This is a genomic window from Tsuneonella sp. HG094 (assembly GCF_053819285.1).
The window spans coordinates 1,480,899-1,499,013 of record NZ_JBSORA010000001.1; the positions used below are offsets into that span (position 1 = coordinate 1,480,899).

An 18,115-nucleotide genomic window follows, 5' to 3' on the forward strand; every position below is an offset into this window, starting at 1 on the left:
CTCGGGAGGATTTCTCAGGCAGACTTCGCGACGGCACTGCGCGGATCAATCCGGGTTCCTTGCGAAGGCAATCGCGCCGACGCAGCGTAAGCTTTGGCGACAGCTTCGCCGATCAGGATAAGCGTCGGCGCATTCTGAGCGAGCGCCGCGGCCGCCAGCGGCAGCAAGTCGAGACGAGTAGCCAGAAGCCTCTCGCTTTCAAGGCTGACATCACACGCGACGAGCACCGATGTCTGCGGCGGCATACCGGCTTCCATCAGCCGGACGCTGATCTCGCCCGCCGCCTCGCGGCCCATGTAGAACGCGAGCGTCGACTGTGCGTTGGCGAGCGCATCCCAGTCCAGATCGAGATCCTCGCCGCGGCGGGCGTGAGCGGTGACGAACAAGGTGCTTCGCGCAATGCCGCGCAACGAGAGCGACATTCTTGCCGAGGCCGCCGCAGCACTGGCAGTCGTGATGCCCGGGCAAATCCGGACGCGGATCCCGGCAGCATGAAGCGCTGAGATCTCTTCCTCCGAACGCGCGAAGATTGCCGGGTCGCCCCCTTTCAGGCGTATCACCCGCTTGCCCTCCAGGGCAGCCCGCACCAGCAGGGCGTCGATGGCCGACTGCTCCTTCGAGTGTCTGCCCGACCGTTTGCCAACGCTGACCCGAACGACGCCAGAAGGGACGAGATCGAGCACGCCCGGACCCACGAGCGCATCGTGGAAGACGACATCGGCAAGCTGGAGCAGTCGCTCCGCCTTGCGGGTGAGCAGTTCGGGATCGCCCGGGCCAGCGCCGACGAGCCATACCGAACCGGGAGGGAAATCGTCAGGCGACATCGTGAATGTCCTTCGCAGGCAGGAGTTTGGCGAGTGCTGGGCGACACGAGCCGCAGTTCGTCCCGGCACTGAGGGACCGGCCGATGGCCGCGACGTCGGCAAGCCCCTGTTCCGCGATAGCGGCGACGAGCGTGTTGAGACCGACATCGAAGCAGGCACAAACAATTGGGCCCCTCTCAGCGGCCGCGCCTGGTGCGCGCCCGGCGAGGACTGCAGGCGGGGTTGCCACTTCGCCGAGGGCGCCGAGCAGATAGTCGCGCGATGGCATCTCGCCGGTGCGGGTAACCATCAGCACGCCGGCGAGCTTGCCGTCGGTCAGGACCGCCACTCTCCGTGATCCCATCGCCCGATCCTCTGCCTCGAGCAATTCGCCCCGTGGGAGCAGCTTCTCGAGTGCTCGTGGATCGCCGTTGCCAGCAAGCTCCCAGAGGGTGCCACCGCGGGCAGCCACGCGCACCGCCCACAAACACTTTGGAACGACTTCCAGATCACGGTTGAGCAACAGGAATCCGCGCCACGCAGTCGTCACCGGCTCGATCCGGGCGGGCGTGCTCTTGAAACCGGGCTGGCCCGAGTAGGGATCGACAAGCGGACGGGGAAGCAGGCCGGTGCGGCCACCGGTCGCGTTGCGGTCGGTCCAGTGAATCGGCACAAACGCCTCGCCACGGCGCTGTGCCGCGCTGATCTCTACGCGGTACACGCTGTCGCCCTGCGGTGTGCAGACTTTCGCCAGTCCCCCAGCGGCGATCGCCAGTTGATCGGCATCGTCGGGATGAACCTCCACCCTTGGCTCGTCGCGATGGCGTGCCAGCTTGGGCGCGAGACCGGTACGGGTCATCGTGTGCCAATGATCGCGGTAGCGACCGGTGTTGAGCGTCATCGGCCAGCGCTCCAGAACGGGCTCCAGATCACGCTGCTTCACCGGCACCAATCGTGCACGTCCGTCGGGCGTTGGGAACAGACCGCCCGTGAAGGGTTCAGCGCCCCAGCGAAAAGGCTCCATCTTGTCATAAGCGGGGTTGCCCATCCCCGCGTGGCCTGGAAGCGCGAAGAGCCGCTGCCCCTCGTTCTCGTAGACCGACAGGCGACAGTGCTCGCGCCAGACGTCGGCCGGGCTTTCGTAGGGAAACGCCGTCTTCCAGCCCATTCGCCGGGCGACCTGGGTCACGATCCACCAGTCCGGCTTCGCATCGCCAGGCAATTGGAGGAATGGCCGCTGGCGGCTCACGGTCCGCTCTGAATTGGTGACCGTCCCGTCCTTTTCGCCCCAGGCGGCCGCCGGAAGCCGGACGTGAGCGTGCGCGGTCGTGTCGGTTTCGGCGATCACGTCGGATACCACCACGAACGGACATCCGGCGAGCGCATCGCGGACGCGGGCCGCATCGGGCATCGACACCGCTGGATTGGTCGCCATGACCCAGAGCGCCTTCACCCGTCCCTCGCCGATCTGCCGGAACAGGTCGACCGCCTTGAGCCCGGGTTTGGTCGCCATCCGCGGCGCCGCCCAGAAGCGCCCTACACGCGCAACATTGTCGGGCGCGAAGTCCATGTGCGCGGCGAGTGTGGTCGCCAGCCCGCCGACCTCGCGCCCGCCCATGGCATTGGGCTGGCCGGTGATCGAGAACGGCGCCGCTCCCGGCTTGCCGATGCGACCAGTGGCGAGATGAAGGTTGATGATCGCGTTGACCTGATCGGTGCCGGAAAGCGATTGATTGATCCCCTGACTGAACAGGGTGACCGTTCGCGGGTTCGCCGCGAACAGATCGTAGAAGCCCCTCAGGTCCGCCGGCGGAACATCGCACGTCCGCGCGACTGACCACAGGTCGCTTCCCTCTCCCAACGCGGTCCAGAACTCGTCGGGAACCGCTACGTGCTCCGCCAGATAGGCTTGGTCGACGATGCCGTGGTCCACGCAATGCCACAGCAACCCGTTCATCAGCGCGACGTCGCTGCCGGGGCGGATGGGGAGATGGAGGTCGGCCTCTTCGGCAGTCTCAGTCCGGCGCGGATCGATGACGACCAGCTTGGAGCCCCGCGCGGCTCGGGCGGCCTGGATGCGCTGGTAAACGATCGGGTGGCACCAGGCGGTGTTGGAACCGATAAGGACGATCAGGTCCGCTTCGTCGAGGTCGGCATAGCTTGCCGGGACCACGTCTTCGCCAAACGCGCGGATGTGCCCTGCAACCGCGCTCGACATGCAGAGGCGGCTGTTCGTGTCGATGTTGGCCGAGCCGATGAAGCCCTTCATCAGCTTGTTGGCGACGTAATAGTCTTCGGTCAGCAGCTGGCCCGATACGTAGAAAGCGACGCTGTCCGGCCCGTGTTCGGCGATGGTTTGCCGGAACCGCTTGGCGACGAGGTCGAGCGCCTTGTCCCAGCTCGCGCGGCGGTTGCCGATCATCGGATGGAGCAGCCGGCCCTCGAGCCCCAGGGTCTCGCCGAGGTGGGTGCCCTTGGAGCACAAGCGCCCCGCGCTGGCCGGATGGTCAGGATCACCTTCGATCCGCACTTCACGATCGCCGATCGGGGTCGCACGAATGCCGCAGCCCACTCCGCAATAGGCGCATGTCGTACGGACGGGGGCCAATTCAGGTCGCCGCCGCCAAGGTCGCAGCGCGCTGGATCAATATGCGACCCGAATCGATCCGCACGGGAACGGTGGGCGTGCAACCCTTGTCTTCGCCCAGCGCCTGGCCGGTGCCGAGCGAGATACGCCAGTTGTGCAGCGGACACGCGACCGCTCCGCCGTGCACGATCCCTTGGCTCAGCCTTCCGTGCTTGTGCGGACAGCGGTCGCGCAAGGCGAAGACCTGGCCATCACCGGTGCGGAACACCGCGATGTCGTCGCCGCCCGCAACCTGAATCACACGACTGCCGCGCACCGGGATTTCCTCGACCCAGCCGATATCGAGCCACTGTGCGATCATAAGGCCATCTCCGCCGGAGTGAACCGCGCCATCGGCGCGTGGTGCTCGCGCTCTGCCCCTTCGGCACGCTTGGCCCAGGGGTCGTCCTGCGAGAATGACTGCGAGTGGAAGAACCGTGCCGCGAGCTCGGCGCGCTCGTCGGCGTCGTCGAGCAGCCGCGATTGGACGTAAGCCAATCCAACCCGCTCGATCCACGGCGCAGTCCGTTCGAGGTACCAGGCCTCCTCGCGGTAGAGCTGGATGAACGCCGCGCAGTGCTGGATCGCCTCGGCTTCGGTGGCGACCTTGCACAGGAGGTCCGTGACGCGGACCTTTATGCCGCCGTTACCGCCGACGTGCAGTTCATACCCGCTATCGACGCAGACCACGCCAAAGTCCTTGATCGTCGCCTCGGCGCAATTCCGCGGGCAACCGCTGACCGCGATCTTGAACTTGTGCGGCATCCAGCTGCCCCATGTCGCCTGCTCGATCTTGACTCCGAGCCCGGTCGAATCCTGCGTGCCGAAGCGGCACCATTCGCTGCCGACGCAGGTCTTCACCGTGCGCAGCGCCTTTCCATAGGCATGTCCTGAGACCATCCCGGCTGCGTTGAGGTCGGCCCATACCGCAGGCAGGTCCTCCTTCTTGATTCCGAAGATGTCGAGCCGCTGGCCGCCGGTGACCTTGACCATCGGGGCGTCGTACTTCTCGACCACGTCGGCGATCGCGCGCAGCTCGGTCGGGTTGGTCAGCCCGCCCCACATCCGCGGGACCACAGAATAAGTTCCGTCCTTCTGGATGTTGGCATGGAGCCGCTCATTGACGAAGCGGCTCTGCTGGTCATCGACGAATTCGCCCGGCAGCGCGCACAGCAGGTAGTAATTGAGCGCCGGGCGGCAAGACGAACAGCCATCGGGCGACGACCAGTGCAGCTTCTGCATCACCTCGGGGATCGAGCGCATATCCTGAGCGACGATCTCGTGGCGGACGTGTTCGTGGCCGAAAGATGTGCATTTGCACAGCGTCTTTGCGCCCTGCTGGACCTCGTCGCCGAGCGTCAAGGCGAGCAGGTTTTCAACCAGTCCGGTGCAGGAACCGCAGCTCGCGGAAGCCTTGCAGGTGGCGCGGACCGCGTCGAGGCTGCACGCGCCCTTTTCGATGCAGGCGACGACCTGGCCCTTGGAAACGCCGTTGCAGCCGCAAATCTCGGCATCGTCCGAGAGCGCTGCAACGGCCGCCTTAGGGTCCAGCGCGCCTCCTCCAGAGGCGAAGGCTTGGCCGAAGATAAGAGCATCGCGGAGGTCCGAGATGTTCTCGCCCCGCTTGAGCAAGTCGAAGTACCAACCCCCGTCGGCAGTATCGCCGTAGAGCACCGCACCGACAATCCTGTCGTCCTTGACGACGACCCGCTTGTAGACCCCACGGGCCGCGTCTCGCAGGACGATGTCCTCGGCGCCCGCGACATCGGCGAACTCTCCGGCCGAAAACACGTCGATCCCGCTGACCTTGAGCTTGGTCGAAGTGACGGAGCCGGTGTAGCCGGTATGCTGGTCCACCAGCCCGTCGGCAAGCGCGCGGCACATCTCCCAGAGCGGCGCGACGAGGCCGTAGACCTGACCGTCGTGTTCGACGCACTCGCCGACCGCGAGGATCGCCGGGTCGCTGGTGACCATATGGTCGTCGACCTGGATGCCGCGCCCCACCGTTAGCCCGGCATCGCGCGCGAGCGCCACCGACGGACGGATACCTACCGCCATGACCACGAGGTCGGCCGGGATCGTGGTGCCGTCCTTGAGGCGAACCCCTTCGACTTTGTCGCTCCCGATTATCTCGGCGGTGTCCGCGCCGGTCAGCACGGTCTGACCGCGCGCCTCGAGTTCCTGCTTGAGCAGCCACCCGGCCGCCTCGTCGAGCTGGCGTTCCATCAGTGTCGGCATCAGGTGGAGGACGGTGACCTTCATCCCCCGCAAGGACAGTCCGTGCGCCGCCTCAAGGCCGAGCAGCCCGCCGCCAATCACCACCGCGCACCCGCCCTTGTCGGCCGCGCCGAGCATGGTTTCGACATCGTTCATGTCGCGGAAGCCGATGACCCCGGGCAGATCCTTGCCGGGCACCGGGATGATAAACGGATCGGATCCCGTCGCGATGAGCAGTCGGTCGTACACGGTGGTCAGCCCGCTGCGGCTGGTCACCGTCTTCGCCGCGCGGTCGATCGCGAGCACCGGATCGCCGGCGATCAGCGCAATGCCGTGCTCGTCGTACCAATCGTGGCCGTTGATGACGATATCGTCGAAGCTCTTCTCGCCCGCGAGGACAGGCGAAAGCATGATCCGGTTGTAGTTGACCCGCGGCTCGGCGCCGAAGATCGTCACGCGATAGCGCCCGGCATCCCGCGCGAGCAATTCCTCGACCGCGCGGCAGCCGGCCATGCCGTTGCCGATCACGACGAGGTGCTCGCGGCTATCGTCGTCCCGCAGCTTGAGCGCCTGGTGTTCCATCAAATGCTCCAGTCCATCTGCAGCCAGAATTTCTGCGTGTCGGTGGCGAAAAGGTCGGCGTCGTAGGCGGCGTAGCGGACCGACAGCGCGGTCTTGCCAAGCCTGCCGCTCGCCAGCAGGTTGATCTCGTTGCCATAGTGGCGCACGATGCGGTCGCTTTCGAAGCGGTGGTAGGCGGCCTGGAGCGCGATGTTCGACATCCCGCCCCACTTCTTCCAACCGTAGCCGACCGCGCCGTAGAGATCGCGCACACCGTCGGGCGGCGTGGTCAGGAACTTGTCGGCCCAGCCCTGGAACTTGAAGCCGGTCGCGAGAGGGGTCTGGAACGAGGTGAAGGCCGCACCGTCTGCGGCGCCGAGCACTTCATAGCCCGCGCCGAGCTTGAAGCCGCCGACGTCGACCATGGCATCAGCGAGGTAGTAGTCCACCCGATAGTCATTCGGATTGCGATGGTAGTCGGACTGGCTGCCGTAACTGAATTGATACGCCAGCTTGGCCGACCCCACTGGACGCGTGCCTGCCAGGCGGACGCCGTAAGTCTGGCTGGCGAGGCGAAAGCCGTTCATCGCCGCTTCGTCTTCATCGACAAGGTAGGCGAAACCGCTGAAAGTCCCGATCGTCGAGGCATAGCCGGCGTTGGCGAATACGAAATCGCCTGAGACCGCCTGCTGGCGTGCGCCGACCCCTTCGACACCCCACAGTGTGCGGTGGCTCCAGGCATAGGCCGCGTCGATCTTGAATCCCGCATGCGGGGTCACCTCGGCACGGACAGCGTCGAAGGTCTGGCCGTTCTGCCGAAAATTGACCGCGCCGACGAAACGCTCGTCGTCCAGTGCGATCCGCTGACGCCCGGCGGTCAGCGTCAGCAGTTTGGTCTTGTACTGGAGCTGGGCCCGGTAGAGCGCAACGTTCTCCGGATCGGCCACCAGCGGCCGCGTCGCGGTGCTCTGAAGGCCGTCGTAGTAGTCGGCGACCGAAGCCAGGGTGCCCTGCCCTTCGACCAGAGCGGAGAGCGTGCCTGACTTTGCTTCGACTCCGGCGCGGACCCGCGCGGTGGCCGCATCCGCCTGCTGCGGGAGCCCGTCTTGGTCGACATGCTCGTAGCGCAGGCGCGCATCGAGCAGGGGTTTCAACTGGACCGTCTGGGCCGCGGCGGGGTTAGCCGCCGCGAGCCCGACGATCACGGTGGGGGCCAGCAGCCGCATCGGCTCAGATCCGCACCGTCGCGGCAGCAGCCCAAGCGGAGCGCCACTTGGTCTTGACCAAGGTGAGGCCCACCAGCGCGAGCACCGCCAGCGCCGCGAAGATCAGGAACCCGGGCGCAAAGCTGCCGGTGTACTGCTTCGCGAAGCCGAGCGAGGAAGCGAGGTAGAACCCGCCTACGCCGCCGGCCATGCCGACCAGCCCGGTCATCACCCCGATCTCGGCCGAAAAGCGCTGCGGCACGAGCTGAAACACCGAGCCGTTGCCGGTGCCCAGCGCGAGCATCGCGACGACAAAGAAACCGAGGGCTGTTGCGACCGTAGCCGCACTACTCACTCCGGCGAGCGCGAGCGCGGCGACGATGAATACGCCGGTGAGCGCCTTCACGCCGCCGATCTTGTCGGCCAGCGCCCCGCCCATCGGACGAATGAGCGAGCCGGCCAGCACGCACGCGGCGGTCAGGTAGCCTGCCTCTACCGGAGTGAGCCCGAAGCGGTCGGTGAAGTAGATCGGCAGGCTGGCGGCGAGCCCGACGAAGCCGCCAAACGTCACGGCATAGAAGCCCATGAGCCACCAGGCGTCCGCCGTCTTGAGCGGTTCGAGGTAAGCAATCAGGCTCTTGGGAGCGGGCGCGTTCGGCGCGTCCTTCGCCATTAGCAGATAGGCGACGAACACGATCGACAGCGGGATGCAGGCGAGGCCGAGCACGGCGTTCCAGCCGAAGAGCTTGGCCAGAGTCGGGGCGAACAGTGCGGCGAGCACCGTTCCCGAATTGCCCATTCCTGCAAGCCCCATCGCCTTGCCCTGGTGCTCGGCGGGGTACCAGCGGCTCGCCAGCGGCAGCGCAATGGCGAAGCTTGCCCCGGCAAACCCGAGGATCACGCCGAGCGCCAGCGTGCCGGCGAAGCTGTCGACACCCATCAGGTAGGCGGTCATCAACCCGACGATCACAATGACCTGGCTGATCGCACCCGACAACTTGGGGCCGATCCGATCGACCAGCAGCCCGTTCACGACCCGGAGCACCGCGCCCGCAAGCGTCGGAGTGGCGACCATCAGGCCTTTCTCGGCCGGGGTGAGCCCGAGCGTCTTCGAGATCTCGGGCGCGAGCGGCCCGAGCATGACCCAGACCATGAAGGCGAGGTCGAAATACAGGAACGCTGCGATCAGCGTCGGTGTGTGGCCGCTCGACCAGAAACTGGTCTTCTTCGGTTCGGCCGTCTTGTCCCAGAACTGCGTAGCCATGTCGTGCCTCCGAGGCGTTTGGACAAAAGAAAAAGCCGCCAGAAGGCGGCCCTTCCGGGCGGCCTCCTGACGGCTTCGTTGCCTTATTGGCGGTTCGGCGCGTGGCCGGTCCGCTGTCGTTCAATCGCCCCGGCGCTGGAGCAATCGAGCGTCTATCTCGTGCCCGGCAGCGTTGCCGGACTGGAAGAGACTGCCAAACTACGCCCACTTCCACAAGTGTTATTTCGCAGGTGCAGCAAGAATCCTAGCTGAGCGACGCGAGGTAATCCGGAATCTGGTCGGGATCGAACGATCGCCCGTCGAAAAAGGTATCCCGGCCGAGGATGAGTCGGCCTTGCGCCGCACCGACCCCGAGCGCGTCGGTGACCGCCCCCTCCAGTTTCGAACTCGCGCCAGGCAGGGTAGCGCCGGCTTCCGCCATGGCAGCGCGATAGATGTCGGGGCGGAACACATCCTGCGCTGCCGCCGATTCGTCTGCCGAGAACGGGGTGCGGTCCCAGCGGGTCATTTGTGCGTAGAGCCACGCCGCCTGGCTGCGCCACGGGAAGTTCGCCGCCTCGCGGTATTGGAACATGAAGTCCGGGACGTGCAGCGGCTCCGCGCCGGCTGCGACCCGGATGCGGTCGGTGATCGCGCGTGTCACCGCATCGAGCGGGGCATTGCAGTATTCCGGCCGCGCGAGGATCGCGGCGTTCTCGGCGGCAGCATCGGGCTCGACAAAATGCGCCGCGGCAGCGTGGAGTGCGCGAAGCAGCGCAGCCAGCTCCTCCGGCCGCTGGTCGACGGTATCCTGGCGGGTGGCGAGCACTTTCTCGACGCCGCGCCGCCATATTTGCGCAGTGACCAGCGCGATCCGGCCAACACCGCGATCGACCGCAACGCTGTTCCACGGCTCGCCCACGCAAATCCCGTCGACGTCGCCCGCCGCCAGTGCGTCGGCGGCAAACGGCGGACTGGTGACGACGATTTCCACATCGCTGTCCGGCCTGATGCCGACGCCGGCGAGCCAGTATCGGAGCATGTAGTTGTGGCTCGAATAGCGATGCACCACACCGAAACGCAGGCGCTTGCCCGCCGCGAGCCGCGCGGCTGCTACTTCCCTCAGCGCGGCGCCGAGCTCGTTCGGTTCGCCCAGTGTGTCCTCCACGCCGCATGCTGCCGCCAGGGCGGTCGAGAATGTCACCGCGTTGCCGTTGAGCCCAAGGACGAACGGCACCGCGAGCGGAGCCGCGGGTCGGCCTCGGCCGAGGGTAGTCGCAATCGCGAGCGGCGCGACCAGGTGCGCCGCATCGGTATGGCCGTAGAGCAGTCGGTCGAGCACCGTCGCCCACGTCATGTCGCGCACCAGCGCGATCTTCACGCCCTCGGCGGCGGCAAAGCCCTGCTCGTGCGCAAGGATCGGCAGCGCGGCGTCGACCAGCGGAAGAAATCCGATGCGGAAGGTCGTCACGGCAGGTCTCCCATGAGTTCGTCGCTTGTGACGATGGCCTGCGCGATCTCGGCGATCCGTCGATTGCTCTGCATCGCGTGGTTGCGCAGCAGGCTGTAGGCGGCCGGTTCGTCGAGACCGCGGCGCTTGATCAGGATCGCTTTGGCCTTGTCAATCAACGCGCGCTCGGCGAGCGCGCTCTTCGCCTCACGCAGCTCGTCCTCGAGCCGCGCGAACGCCTGGAACCGCCGCACGGCGAGGTCGAGAACCGGTTTGATTCGCTTCTTGGTCAGGCCGTCGACGATATAGGCCGACACTCCGGCGTCGACCGCGGCCATCGTCGCCTCGCTGTCGCTCTGATCGACGAACATGGCGATCGGACGGGCCAGCGCGCGACTCATCGCAAAATAGTCTTCAAGCAGATCGCGGCTGGGGTTCTCGAGATTGACGAGGACGACCTCGGGCCGCGCTTGCTCCAGTTGGCTGAGCAGCGGTGACTGGGGATCGATCAGGGCGACATCCGTCAGCCCCGCTTCACGCAATCCTTCGGCGATGATCGCCGCACGCGAAGTACTCGTATCGATGACCGCGATGCGCACCTGGTTCGCTTATGCTGCCTTGCAGCATAAATCCAGCGGCGCCTTTTCCTCGCGTCCGGTTCGTCTGTTTGCAACCGGTAAGCCAGCGCTCTGGGTCGCCCTGCCACTCGAACGCAAAGAATTGGAACAAGTGGTAGCGGAGGAGGGACTCGAACCCCCGACACGCGGATTATGATTCCGCTGCTCTAACCGGCTGAGCTACTCCGCCCCAAGGGCTGGCCAGGCGCGGTCGGGCGGCCTGGCAGGCGGCGCATTTAGGGCGGGGTCCCCGCTGGGTCAACCTGTCAAATCACGTCGCTGGAAGGCATGTATCAACCGTGAGCCGCCGCTTCGTTCATGCGGCGGATTTTCGCTGCAAGTGCCCGGTTGATTGCACGGTCGAAAGCGGCGCCGATTTCCGGGACGGCCTCGCCCAATTGCACCAGAGCAGCGCGATCGACCAGTGCAATGCGCATGGGATCGGTGACGATCACCGAGGTGCTCGCCGGCTCGCCCGTCGCCGCGCTCATGTCGCCCAGGAAATCGCCGTGGCCGCACACGGCCACGAGTTGTCCATCCAGTTCGACTGCACCCGCGCCCGATGCGACATAGATCAGCGGCGGGTGTGGCTGCCCCTGCCGGATCAGAACTTCACCGCCCGGCACATCGCGCCAGGTGAGCAGACCGATCAATCGCCGCTGCTTTTCCGGATCGTCGACCCGCAGTATGCCCTCAAGCAGTTCGCGTTCCTCGGGGCGCATGGTCCCATGCCGCATGGCCTGCTCGAGTTGAGCGAGCCGCCATGCATTTACCCCCACGAACAGCGCCGCTACCGCGATCACCGCCCCGTTCTGCCCGCCGAGAAATGCAGCCAGCGCGATCGCGAGCCCGCCCGCAAGAGCCATCAGGCGCAACGCGCGCATGCCGGTCATTGCCACGGCCGCAATGAGCAATACGCTGCCAACCAAAAGCAAGATTTGATCAACCTGCATGACGCCCCCTGATTATCGGCGCTCAGACCTTACCGCGAAACGCCCATCGATGCACCGTTTCCCACGGGCCCCCGCGGTAGCGATGCAAGCCCAGCCCACGAAACCGGAAATCGCCCGGTTCGATTCGCGCCGCCAACGCCGCCTGGAGCGCCCGCGCAGCTTCGGGCGATACCTTGTTCTGGACTGTCACGTGCAGCCTCGGCGTGTGCTGGTCCTGCGGGGATAGCAACCCGTGGAAACGATCCGCCAGCCGCTCGCGCAGCGCGAGCATCGCGGGACTGGCGATCTTAAGCGCGGTTCCGCCACCGAGGCTCATCACACCTTCCAAGCGAGCCGGCAGCGGCGCACCGCGCGACTCCTCCGCGATTGCGTCACGCAGTTCCGGCTCGATGGACGGGGGCAGCGCATGGAACAGCGTGACGTGCGCCTTGAGGAAATTGCGCTCGGGCGGGAAATGCGCCGCGCGAAGCTGGTCGGCGCGCGACTGCAATGCCTGCGGCAGTTCGGCGGTCACGATCAGCGGGGCAAACCCGCCGTCGATCAGTCGAGCTCCCCGCGCGCTCGCCGGATCGCGAACCACTTGCGCACGTTTTCGTTATGCTCGGCAAGGGTCGCGGCAAACACGTGTCCGCCCTTCCCGTTCGCGACCATGAACAGCGCGTCGGTCCTTTCCGGGTCGAGCACCGCGGCGATACTGTCGCGCCCTGGATTGGTGATCGGCCCGTTGGGCAGTCCGCTCATCGTATAGGTGTTGTAGCCGTTGACCGCGGCGATCTCCGACTGGCGAATCCGGCGGCCGAGCGGCTTGCCCTTCGTGATCGGGTAGATGATCGTGGGGTCGGCCTGCAGCGGCATCCCGGTCTTCACCCGGTTCGAGTACAGGCCCGCGACCATGCGCCGCTCGCTGGCAACGCCGGTCTCCTTCTCGACGATTGCGGCCAGCGTTACCGCCTCTTCCGGCGTCGAGACCGCGATGCCCGGCTTCCGCTTCGACCAGGCCTCGGCAAGGTAGTTTTTCATCGCGGCCTGCATCCGGGCCAGCACAGCGGTGCGCGCTTCGCCGCGCTCGAAGTCGTAGGTGTCGGGCATGACCGAGCCTTCGGCCGGCATCGGGATCGGTCCGGTCAGCAGCGGCTCTGCCATCAGCCGTTCGTAGACCATGATCGACGGCAGTCCCTCGGGCACGGTGACGAAGCGCCGGATGACCTGGCCGTGCTGGAGCGTATCGAGGATCGTCGCAGGGCTGGCCCCCGCAGGAAGCGCGAACTCGCCGCGCTGGACGGGGTCGCCGCTGCCGAGGATTTTGGCTCGGAGCAGGAATGCATCGGCCGAGCCGATCAAGCCGTCCTCTTCCAGCTTGCGCGCAACGCTGGTGAGGGTCGCGCCGTCGGGAACGGTAAACGCGGTCTCCTTGTCGACGTTGGCACTGCCGTACCATCCGTACGCAAACCACGCGAACGCCAGCGCGCCGAAAACGGCGGCCAGCAGGACGAGACGTTTCACGTCAGTCGACCTTCTTGAAGATCACGCTCGCGTTGGTGCCGCCGAAGCCGAAGCTGTTCGACAGCGCGGCCTCGACTGCGCGCTTCCTCGCATGGTGCGGCACGAGATCGACACCTTCGGTCCCCTCGTCGGGATCGTCGAGGTTGAGTGTCGGCGGCACGACCTGGTCGCGAATCGCCAGGACGCAGAAGATCGCCTCCACAGCGCCGGCGCCGCCGAGCAAGTGTCCGATCGCGCTCTTGGTGCTCGACATCGAGGCGCCCGAAAGATCGTCGCCCAACACGCGCTTGACTGCGGCGAGCTCGATGGTGTCGGCCATCGTGCTGGTTCCGTGGGCGTTGACGTAATCGATGTCCTGCGGCTCGAGCCCGGACTTCCTTAGCGCCATCTTCATGGCAAGCTCGGCGCCCCTGCCTTCGGGGTGCGGCGCAGTCACGTGATAGGCATCGCCCGACAGGCCGTATCCGACCACCTCGGCATAGATCTTCGCGCCGCGCGCTTTGGCGTGCTCGTATTCCTCGAGCACCATGACGCCCGCGCCCTCGCCCATCACGAAGCCGTCGCGGCCCTTGTCGTAAGGGCGGCTGGCGCGTGTGGGATCGTCGTTCATGCTCATGTTGAGCGCCTTGGCCTGCGCGAAGCCGGCGATACCGATCGGATTGATCGTGCTCTCGGCCCCGCCCGCGACCATCACATCGGCGTCGCCGTCCTTGATCATGCGTGCCGCGTCGCCGATCGAGTGCGCGCCGGTGGAGCAGGCCGTCACGACCGAGTGGTTCGGCCCCATGAGTCCGTACTTGATCGAAACCTGTCCGCTGGTGAGGTTGATCAGCCGCCCGTGGACGAAATGCGGCGACACGCGGCCCGGGCCTTTTTCGGCAAGGACCAGCGATTCGCTCTCGATCCCCGGCAGGCCCCCGATGCCCGAGCCGATCGAAACGCCCGCACGTTCCTTTTCCTCCTGGGTCATGTTCTCGAGGCCGGCATCTTCGATCGCCTGCCCGGCGGCGTCGATCGCATAGACGATGAACGGATCGACCTGGCGCTGGACTTTGTGGTCGACGCGCTTGTTGGGATCGAAACCCCATTCGTGGTCGGCGGGCTTCACTTCGCCGGCGATCTTCGCCTTCTGGTCGCTGACGTCGAAGCGGGTGATCGGTCCGATCCCGCTCTTTCCTGCGATCAGGTTCGACCATGTCGTTTCGACGTCCGCCCCAAGAGGGGTGACGAGGCCCAGTCCGGTTACGACCACTCGGCGCATGCTACTCTCCGTAAACGCGACAGGCCCGGCCCTGCAAAGGGTCGAGCCTGTCGTTGTCCCGCCGACTGGCCGTCAGGCGAGCACGGCGGGATGGGCGATCAGCCCTTGTGCTCTTCGATGTACTTGGTCGCGTCGCCGACGGTGGCGATCTTCTCGGCCGCATCGTCGGGGATTTCGACGCCGAATTCTTCTTCGAACGCCATCACCAGCTCGACGATATCAAGGCTGTCCGCGCCCAGATCGTCGATGAAGCTGGCTTCCTGGGTGACCTTGTCGGCCTCGACGCCAAGGTGTTCGACGACGATCTTCTGCACGCGGTCGGCGGTATCGCTCATGAGTGTGCCCTCTGTTACTGGGGGGTTTCAGGTTGCCTGTCGCCCTAATGAACGACATCGGGGCTGGCAAGTGCCCCGCGTCCGATGGCCCAATCAGCCTGCCTTCTCGTCGGGCATGACGTTGTACCGCCGGACTTCCTCTTGGCTAAGGCAATAGCGAGTGCTGGCGTTTTCGGCCGATTTCACGGCCTGCTGGCGATACATGATGTCGGTCAGCAGCTTGCGGCTTATACCCATACGAATGAGAAAGTCGTTGTCGTCGCTTGCCAGCAGCGCGCTCGATTGTTCGATCTCACCGATCAACCCGGCGGTCGCATTGGTCCCCTCGGCGATCGTTTCCTGGATAACGTCGCGCTGATTGGTGTGTGTAAACATGTGGACCATGAACACGCCGCCCGGATCGACGACGCGCCGGTCGCCGCCCATGAAGAGGAAGTTGCAGGCGGAAAAACACGTCCAGCCAGCCGGAATCCTCGTCAGCATTCCGGGGAAAGAGCGGATCACCTTTCCCGCAGCATTGCCCGCCGCTGCATCCCCTCCGCTGGAGCGGATCCAGATCTCTCCGATCCGGTCGTCCTTCTCGATTGCCGCTTTGAGGCGGGCTGGCAGGCCGTTGTCGATCTTTCCTTCGGCCAGTAGGACATGCGCGCCGTTGCGAATTGCCGGGGTCAGCGTCATTGCCTTGAGTGGCCCCCAATCGGGCGATGCAGGACACGTCGGGTTATCGGGGTCGGTCGCCCCCGCCAGGAGCGCGAACGCAACCACAGCGGCGGCCAGGCGAGGAAGGCGCTTCACGCGGCAAGAGCGTAGCGCGCCGCCGGCGGTTTCCGGCACATGCGCTTGTCGGCACGGGTTTCCTCGCCCTGCACGATGATGACGTCGGACACGGTGATGCACTGCATTCCGCCACGTTCCTTGTCGTTGCGGGCAACGACGGTCGAAGTGCCGGTGACGTTCTCGCGGGTCCCCGAAGTCCAGGCGGCCGAGGTGCCTACCGCCACCTCCGCCTGCTCGCCTTCACCCCGTGTCACATCGAGCGTCGCCTGCGCCGCCTGCTTCTGCTCTTCGGGATCGAGCTTGCAGGCGATCGCCGCAGTAAGCTGGTCGGTGAATCCTGCAACCGGAACCCAGGAATAGATACCTGCACGTGAGGCCGCGTCGCCAGCGACGGACCCGACGATCGAACCGAATATCTGCGATCCGGCGCTGCGCGACTTGCCCTTTGCGCACCCGTCAGTGGTTTTTTCCGCCTTGGGTTGCAGCGCCTTTCCGAGAATGCCTCCGAATTGCGCCTGGACCGGCGTGGCGAGCGCCAACACGGCCAGCATGGCCGCGCACGTTCCGGTCACGCGCAGGTGAAGCGACTTCATCCCTATCGACCCCTCGGTACAGGGCTCGCAGGCCGTGTCGACGCGCGAGCCGATGGAAAGAAATACGCCTGCGTGAGCGGCGGGTCAAATCCCGCCTGCCATCAAGCCGGCTTCTGCTGCTCCATCAATCGCACATGGACGTCGCGCAGCGCTCGCGCGGGCACCTCGCTCGGCGCCCCCATCATCAGGTCCTGCGCCCGCTGGTTGAGCGGGAAGGCGATGACCTCGCGGATGTTGGGCTCGTCGGCGAGCAGCATCACGATGCGGTCGATGCCAGGGGCACTGCCGCCGTGCGGCGGGGCGCCGAGCTTGAACGCTTCGAGCATCCCCCCGAAGTTGGTTTCGACGTCTTCACGGGTGTACCCGGCCACCTCGAATGCCTTGTACATGATGTCCGGCCGGTGATTCCGGATCGCGCCCGAGGACAACTCGTAACCGTTGCAGACGATGTCGTACTGCCACGCGAGGATATCGAGCGGGTCCTTGCTCTCCAGCGCCTCCATCTCGCCCTGCGGCATCGAGAACGGGTTGTGGCTGAAGTCGACCTTCTTGGCGTCCTCGTCGTATTCAAACATCGGGAAGTCGACGATCCAGCAGAAGTCGAAGCGATCGTCGGGAATCAGGCCGAGTTCCTCGCCCACACGGGTCCGCGCTGCACCGGCGAGCTTGACCGCGTCCTTTTCCTTGCCGGCAGCAAAGAACAGGCCGTCGTTCTCGCCCAGGCCGAGTTCGGCATAGAGCTGTTCCATGCCTTCGGGACCATGGTTCTTGGCGATCGGTCCGCCGAACTCACCGCCCTTGCGGGTGACATAGCCGAGGCCGGCGAAGCCTTCCTTGCGCGCCCAATCGTTCATGTCGTCGAAGAACTTGCGGCTCTTCTCGTGCGTCGCTGGCGCCGGGATCGCGCGGACCACGCCGCCGGTACCGACGATCTTCTCGAACAGGCCGAAACCGCTCTGGGTGAAGTGGCCGGAGACGTCGCTGATGATCAATGGATTGCGCAGGTCGGGCTTGTCGGTGCCGTACTTGAGCATCGCCTCGCGATAGGGAATGCGCGGGAATGTGCCCGCCGGGGTCACGGCCTTGCCGTTCGCGAATTCCTCGAACACGCCCGCAAGCACCGGCTCGATCGCCTGGAACACGTCCTCCTGGGTGACGAAGCTCATCTCGAAATCGAGCTGGTAGAATTCGGGGCTGCGATCGGCGCGCAGGTCCTCGTCGCGGAAGCAGGGGGCGATCTGGAAGTAGCGGTCGAAGCCGGCGACCATCAGCAACTGCTTGAACATCTGTGGCGCCTGCGGGAGCGCGTAGAAACGGCCCGGGTGGAGGCGGCTGGGCACGAGGTAGTCGCGCGCGCCCTCGGGGCTCGACGCGCCGAGGATCGGGGTCTGGAACTCGGTGAAGCCCTGTGCGATCATCCGCTTGCGCAGCGACGCGATCACGTTCGAACGCAGCATGATGTTCGCGTGCACGCGCTCGCGGCGCAGGTCGACGAAGCGGTACTTGAGGCGGGTTTCCTCTGGGTAGTCCTCGGCCGAGTTGACGATCAGCGGCAGGTCGTCCGCGCGGCTCTGTACGGTGACTTCGCGCGCGAACACCTCGATCGAGCCGGTCGGCAGGTTCGGGTTCACCGCCGCATCGGCACGCGCCTTCACCGTGCCATCGATTGTGACGACCGATTCCAGCTTGAGCCGCTCGAGCACGGGCAGCGCGGCGCTGTCGCTGTCTGCGACGACCTGGGTGATGCCATAATGATCGCGCAGGTCGACGAACAGCACGCCGCCGTGATCGCGCTTGTTGTGCACCCAGCCCGAGAGGCGGACGGTCTCTCCGACGGCATCCTTGGTCAGGGCACCGCAGTTGTGGGTACGATAGGCGTGCATCTAAAATCTTTCCATTTTCGGCTGTATGGCGCTAGGGGCGCGTCGCGCGCTGCCCCATAGGCGGAAACGACGCGCGCTAACAGGGGAA

The 18,115-nt window shown here is 65.7% G+C and carries 16 protein-coding genes and 1 tRNA gene; all 17 read right to left on the bottom strand.

What is annotated here, in order from left to right; translation table 11 throughout:
• Window positions 1–14: 14 nt before the first annotated feature.
• Window positions 15–824 (bottom strand): uroporphyrinogen-III C-methyltransferase, encoded by an 810-nt coding sequence (gene cobA / locus ACWPMX_RS07345; protein WP_455699383.1) that lies wholly within the window; start codon window positions 822–824, stop codon window positions 15–17.
• Window positions 814–3,411 (bottom strand): molybdopterin-dependent oxidoreductase, encoded by a 2,598-nt coding sequence (locus ACWPMX_RS07350; RefSeq protein ID WP_455699384.1) that lies wholly within the window; start codon window positions 3,409–3,411, stop codon window positions 814–816. Before ACWPMX_RS07350 ends, cobA begins: the two co-directional genes overlap by 11 nt.
• Before the next feature lies 1 nt (window position 3,412).
• Window positions 3,413–3,751 (bottom strand): nitrite reductase small subunit NirD, encoded by a 339-nt coding sequence (nirD, locus tag ACWPMX_RS07355; protein WP_455699385.1) that lies wholly within the window; start codon window positions 3,749–3,751, stop codon window positions 3,413–3,415.
• The gene (nirB, locus tag ACWPMX_RS07360) at window positions 3,748–6,228 is read right to left on the bottom strand and encodes a nitrite reductase large subunit NirB (RefSeq protein ID WP_455699386.1); all 2,481 of its coding nucleotides are present in this window, start codon (window positions 6,226–6,228) and stop codon (window positions 3,748–3,750) included. The genes nirD and nirB overlap by 4 nt, the downstream gene beginning before the upstream one ends.
• On the bottom strand, window positions 6,228–7,433 hold the full coding sequence (locus ACWPMX_RS07365; protein WP_455699387.1) for an alginate export family protein: 1,206 nt from the start codon (window positions 7,431–7,433) through the stop codon (window positions 6,228–6,230). The genes nirB and ACWPMX_RS07365 overlap by 1 nt, the downstream gene beginning before the upstream one ends.
• A gap of 4 nt (window positions 7,434–7,437) precedes the next feature.
• Window positions 7,438–8,676, bottom strand: coding sequence for a nitrate/nitrite transporter (locus tag ACWPMX_RS07370; RefSeq protein WP_455699388.1), 1,239 nt, complete (start codon window positions 8,674–8,676; stop codon window positions 7,438–7,440).
• 244 nt (window positions 8,677–8,920) lie between these two features.
• A complete protein-coding gene (locus ACWPMX_RS07375; protein WP_455699389.1) occupies window positions 8,921–10,126 on the bottom strand; it encodes a CmpA/NrtA family ABC transporter substrate-binding protein in 1,206 nt (401 codons plus the stop codon).
• A complete protein-coding gene (locus tag ACWPMX_RS07380; protein WP_455699390.1) occupies window positions 10,123–10,704 on the bottom strand; it encodes an ANTAR domain-containing response regulator in 582 nt (193 codons plus the stop codon). The genes ACWPMX_RS07375 and ACWPMX_RS07380 overlap by 4 nt, the downstream gene beginning before the upstream one ends.
• A gap of 131 nt (window positions 10,705–10,835) precedes the next feature.
• Window positions 10,836–10,912, bottom strand: a tRNA-Met gene (locus tag ACWPMX_RS07385).
• A 103-nt stretch (window positions 10,913–11,015) separates the two neighbouring features.
• Window positions 11,016–11,615 carry a Crp/Fnr family transcriptional regulator gene (locus ACWPMX_RS07390; RefSeq protein WP_455699391.1) on the bottom strand — a complete coding sequence of 200 codons (600 nt, stop codon included), beginning with the start codon at window positions 11,613–11,615 and terminating at the stop codon, window positions 11,016–11,018.
• A gap of 82 nt (window positions 11,616–11,697) precedes the next feature.
• Window positions 11,698–12,255: a 2'-5' RNA ligase family protein gene (locus ACWPMX_RS07395; protein ID WP_455699392.1), complete on the bottom strand. Its 558-nt coding sequence runs from the start codon at window positions 12,253–12,255 to the stop codon at window positions 11,698–11,700.
• Window positions 12,216–13,178 carry an endolytic transglycosylase MltG gene (gene mltG / locus ACWPMX_RS07400; RefSeq protein ID WP_455699393.1) on the bottom strand — a complete coding sequence of 321 codons (963 nt, stop codon included), beginning with the start codon at window positions 13,176–13,178 and terminating at the stop codon, window positions 12,216–12,218. The genes ACWPMX_RS07395 and mltG overlap by 40 nt, the downstream gene beginning before the upstream one ends.
• A gap of 1 nt (window position 13,179) precedes the next feature.
• Window positions 13,180–14,439: a beta-ketoacyl-ACP synthase II gene (fabF, locus tag ACWPMX_RS07405; RefSeq protein ID WP_455699394.1), complete on the bottom strand. Its 1,260-nt coding sequence runs from the start codon at window positions 14,437–14,439 to the stop codon at window positions 13,180–13,182.
• Between the two features lie 98 nt (window positions 14,440–14,537).
• The gene (locus ACWPMX_RS07410; protein WP_057883643.1) at window positions 14,538–14,774 is read right to left on the bottom strand and encodes an acyl carrier protein; all 237 of its coding nucleotides are present in this window, start codon (window positions 14,772–14,774) and stop codon (window positions 14,538–14,540) included.
• A 93-nt stretch (window positions 14,775–14,867) separates the two neighbouring features.
• Entirely contained in the window at window positions 14,868–15,569 is a 702-nt protein-coding gene (locus ACWPMX_RS07415) for a hypothetical protein (RefSeq protein WP_455699395.1), read from the bottom strand.
• Window positions 15,566–16,144 (bottom strand): hypothetical protein, encoded by a 579-nt coding sequence (locus ACWPMX_RS07420; RefSeq protein WP_455699396.1) that lies wholly within the window; start codon window positions 16,142–16,144, stop codon window positions 15,566–15,568. Before ACWPMX_RS07420 ends, ACWPMX_RS07415 begins: the two co-directional genes overlap by 4 nt.
• Before the next feature lie 101 nt (window positions 16,145–16,245).
• Window positions 16,246–18,027 (bottom strand): aspartate--tRNA ligase, encoded by a 1,782-nt coding sequence (gene aspS / locus ACWPMX_RS07425; protein WP_455699397.1) that lies wholly within the window; start codon window positions 18,025–18,027, stop codon window positions 16,246–16,248.
• Window positions 18,028–18,115: the final 88 nt, after the last annotated feature.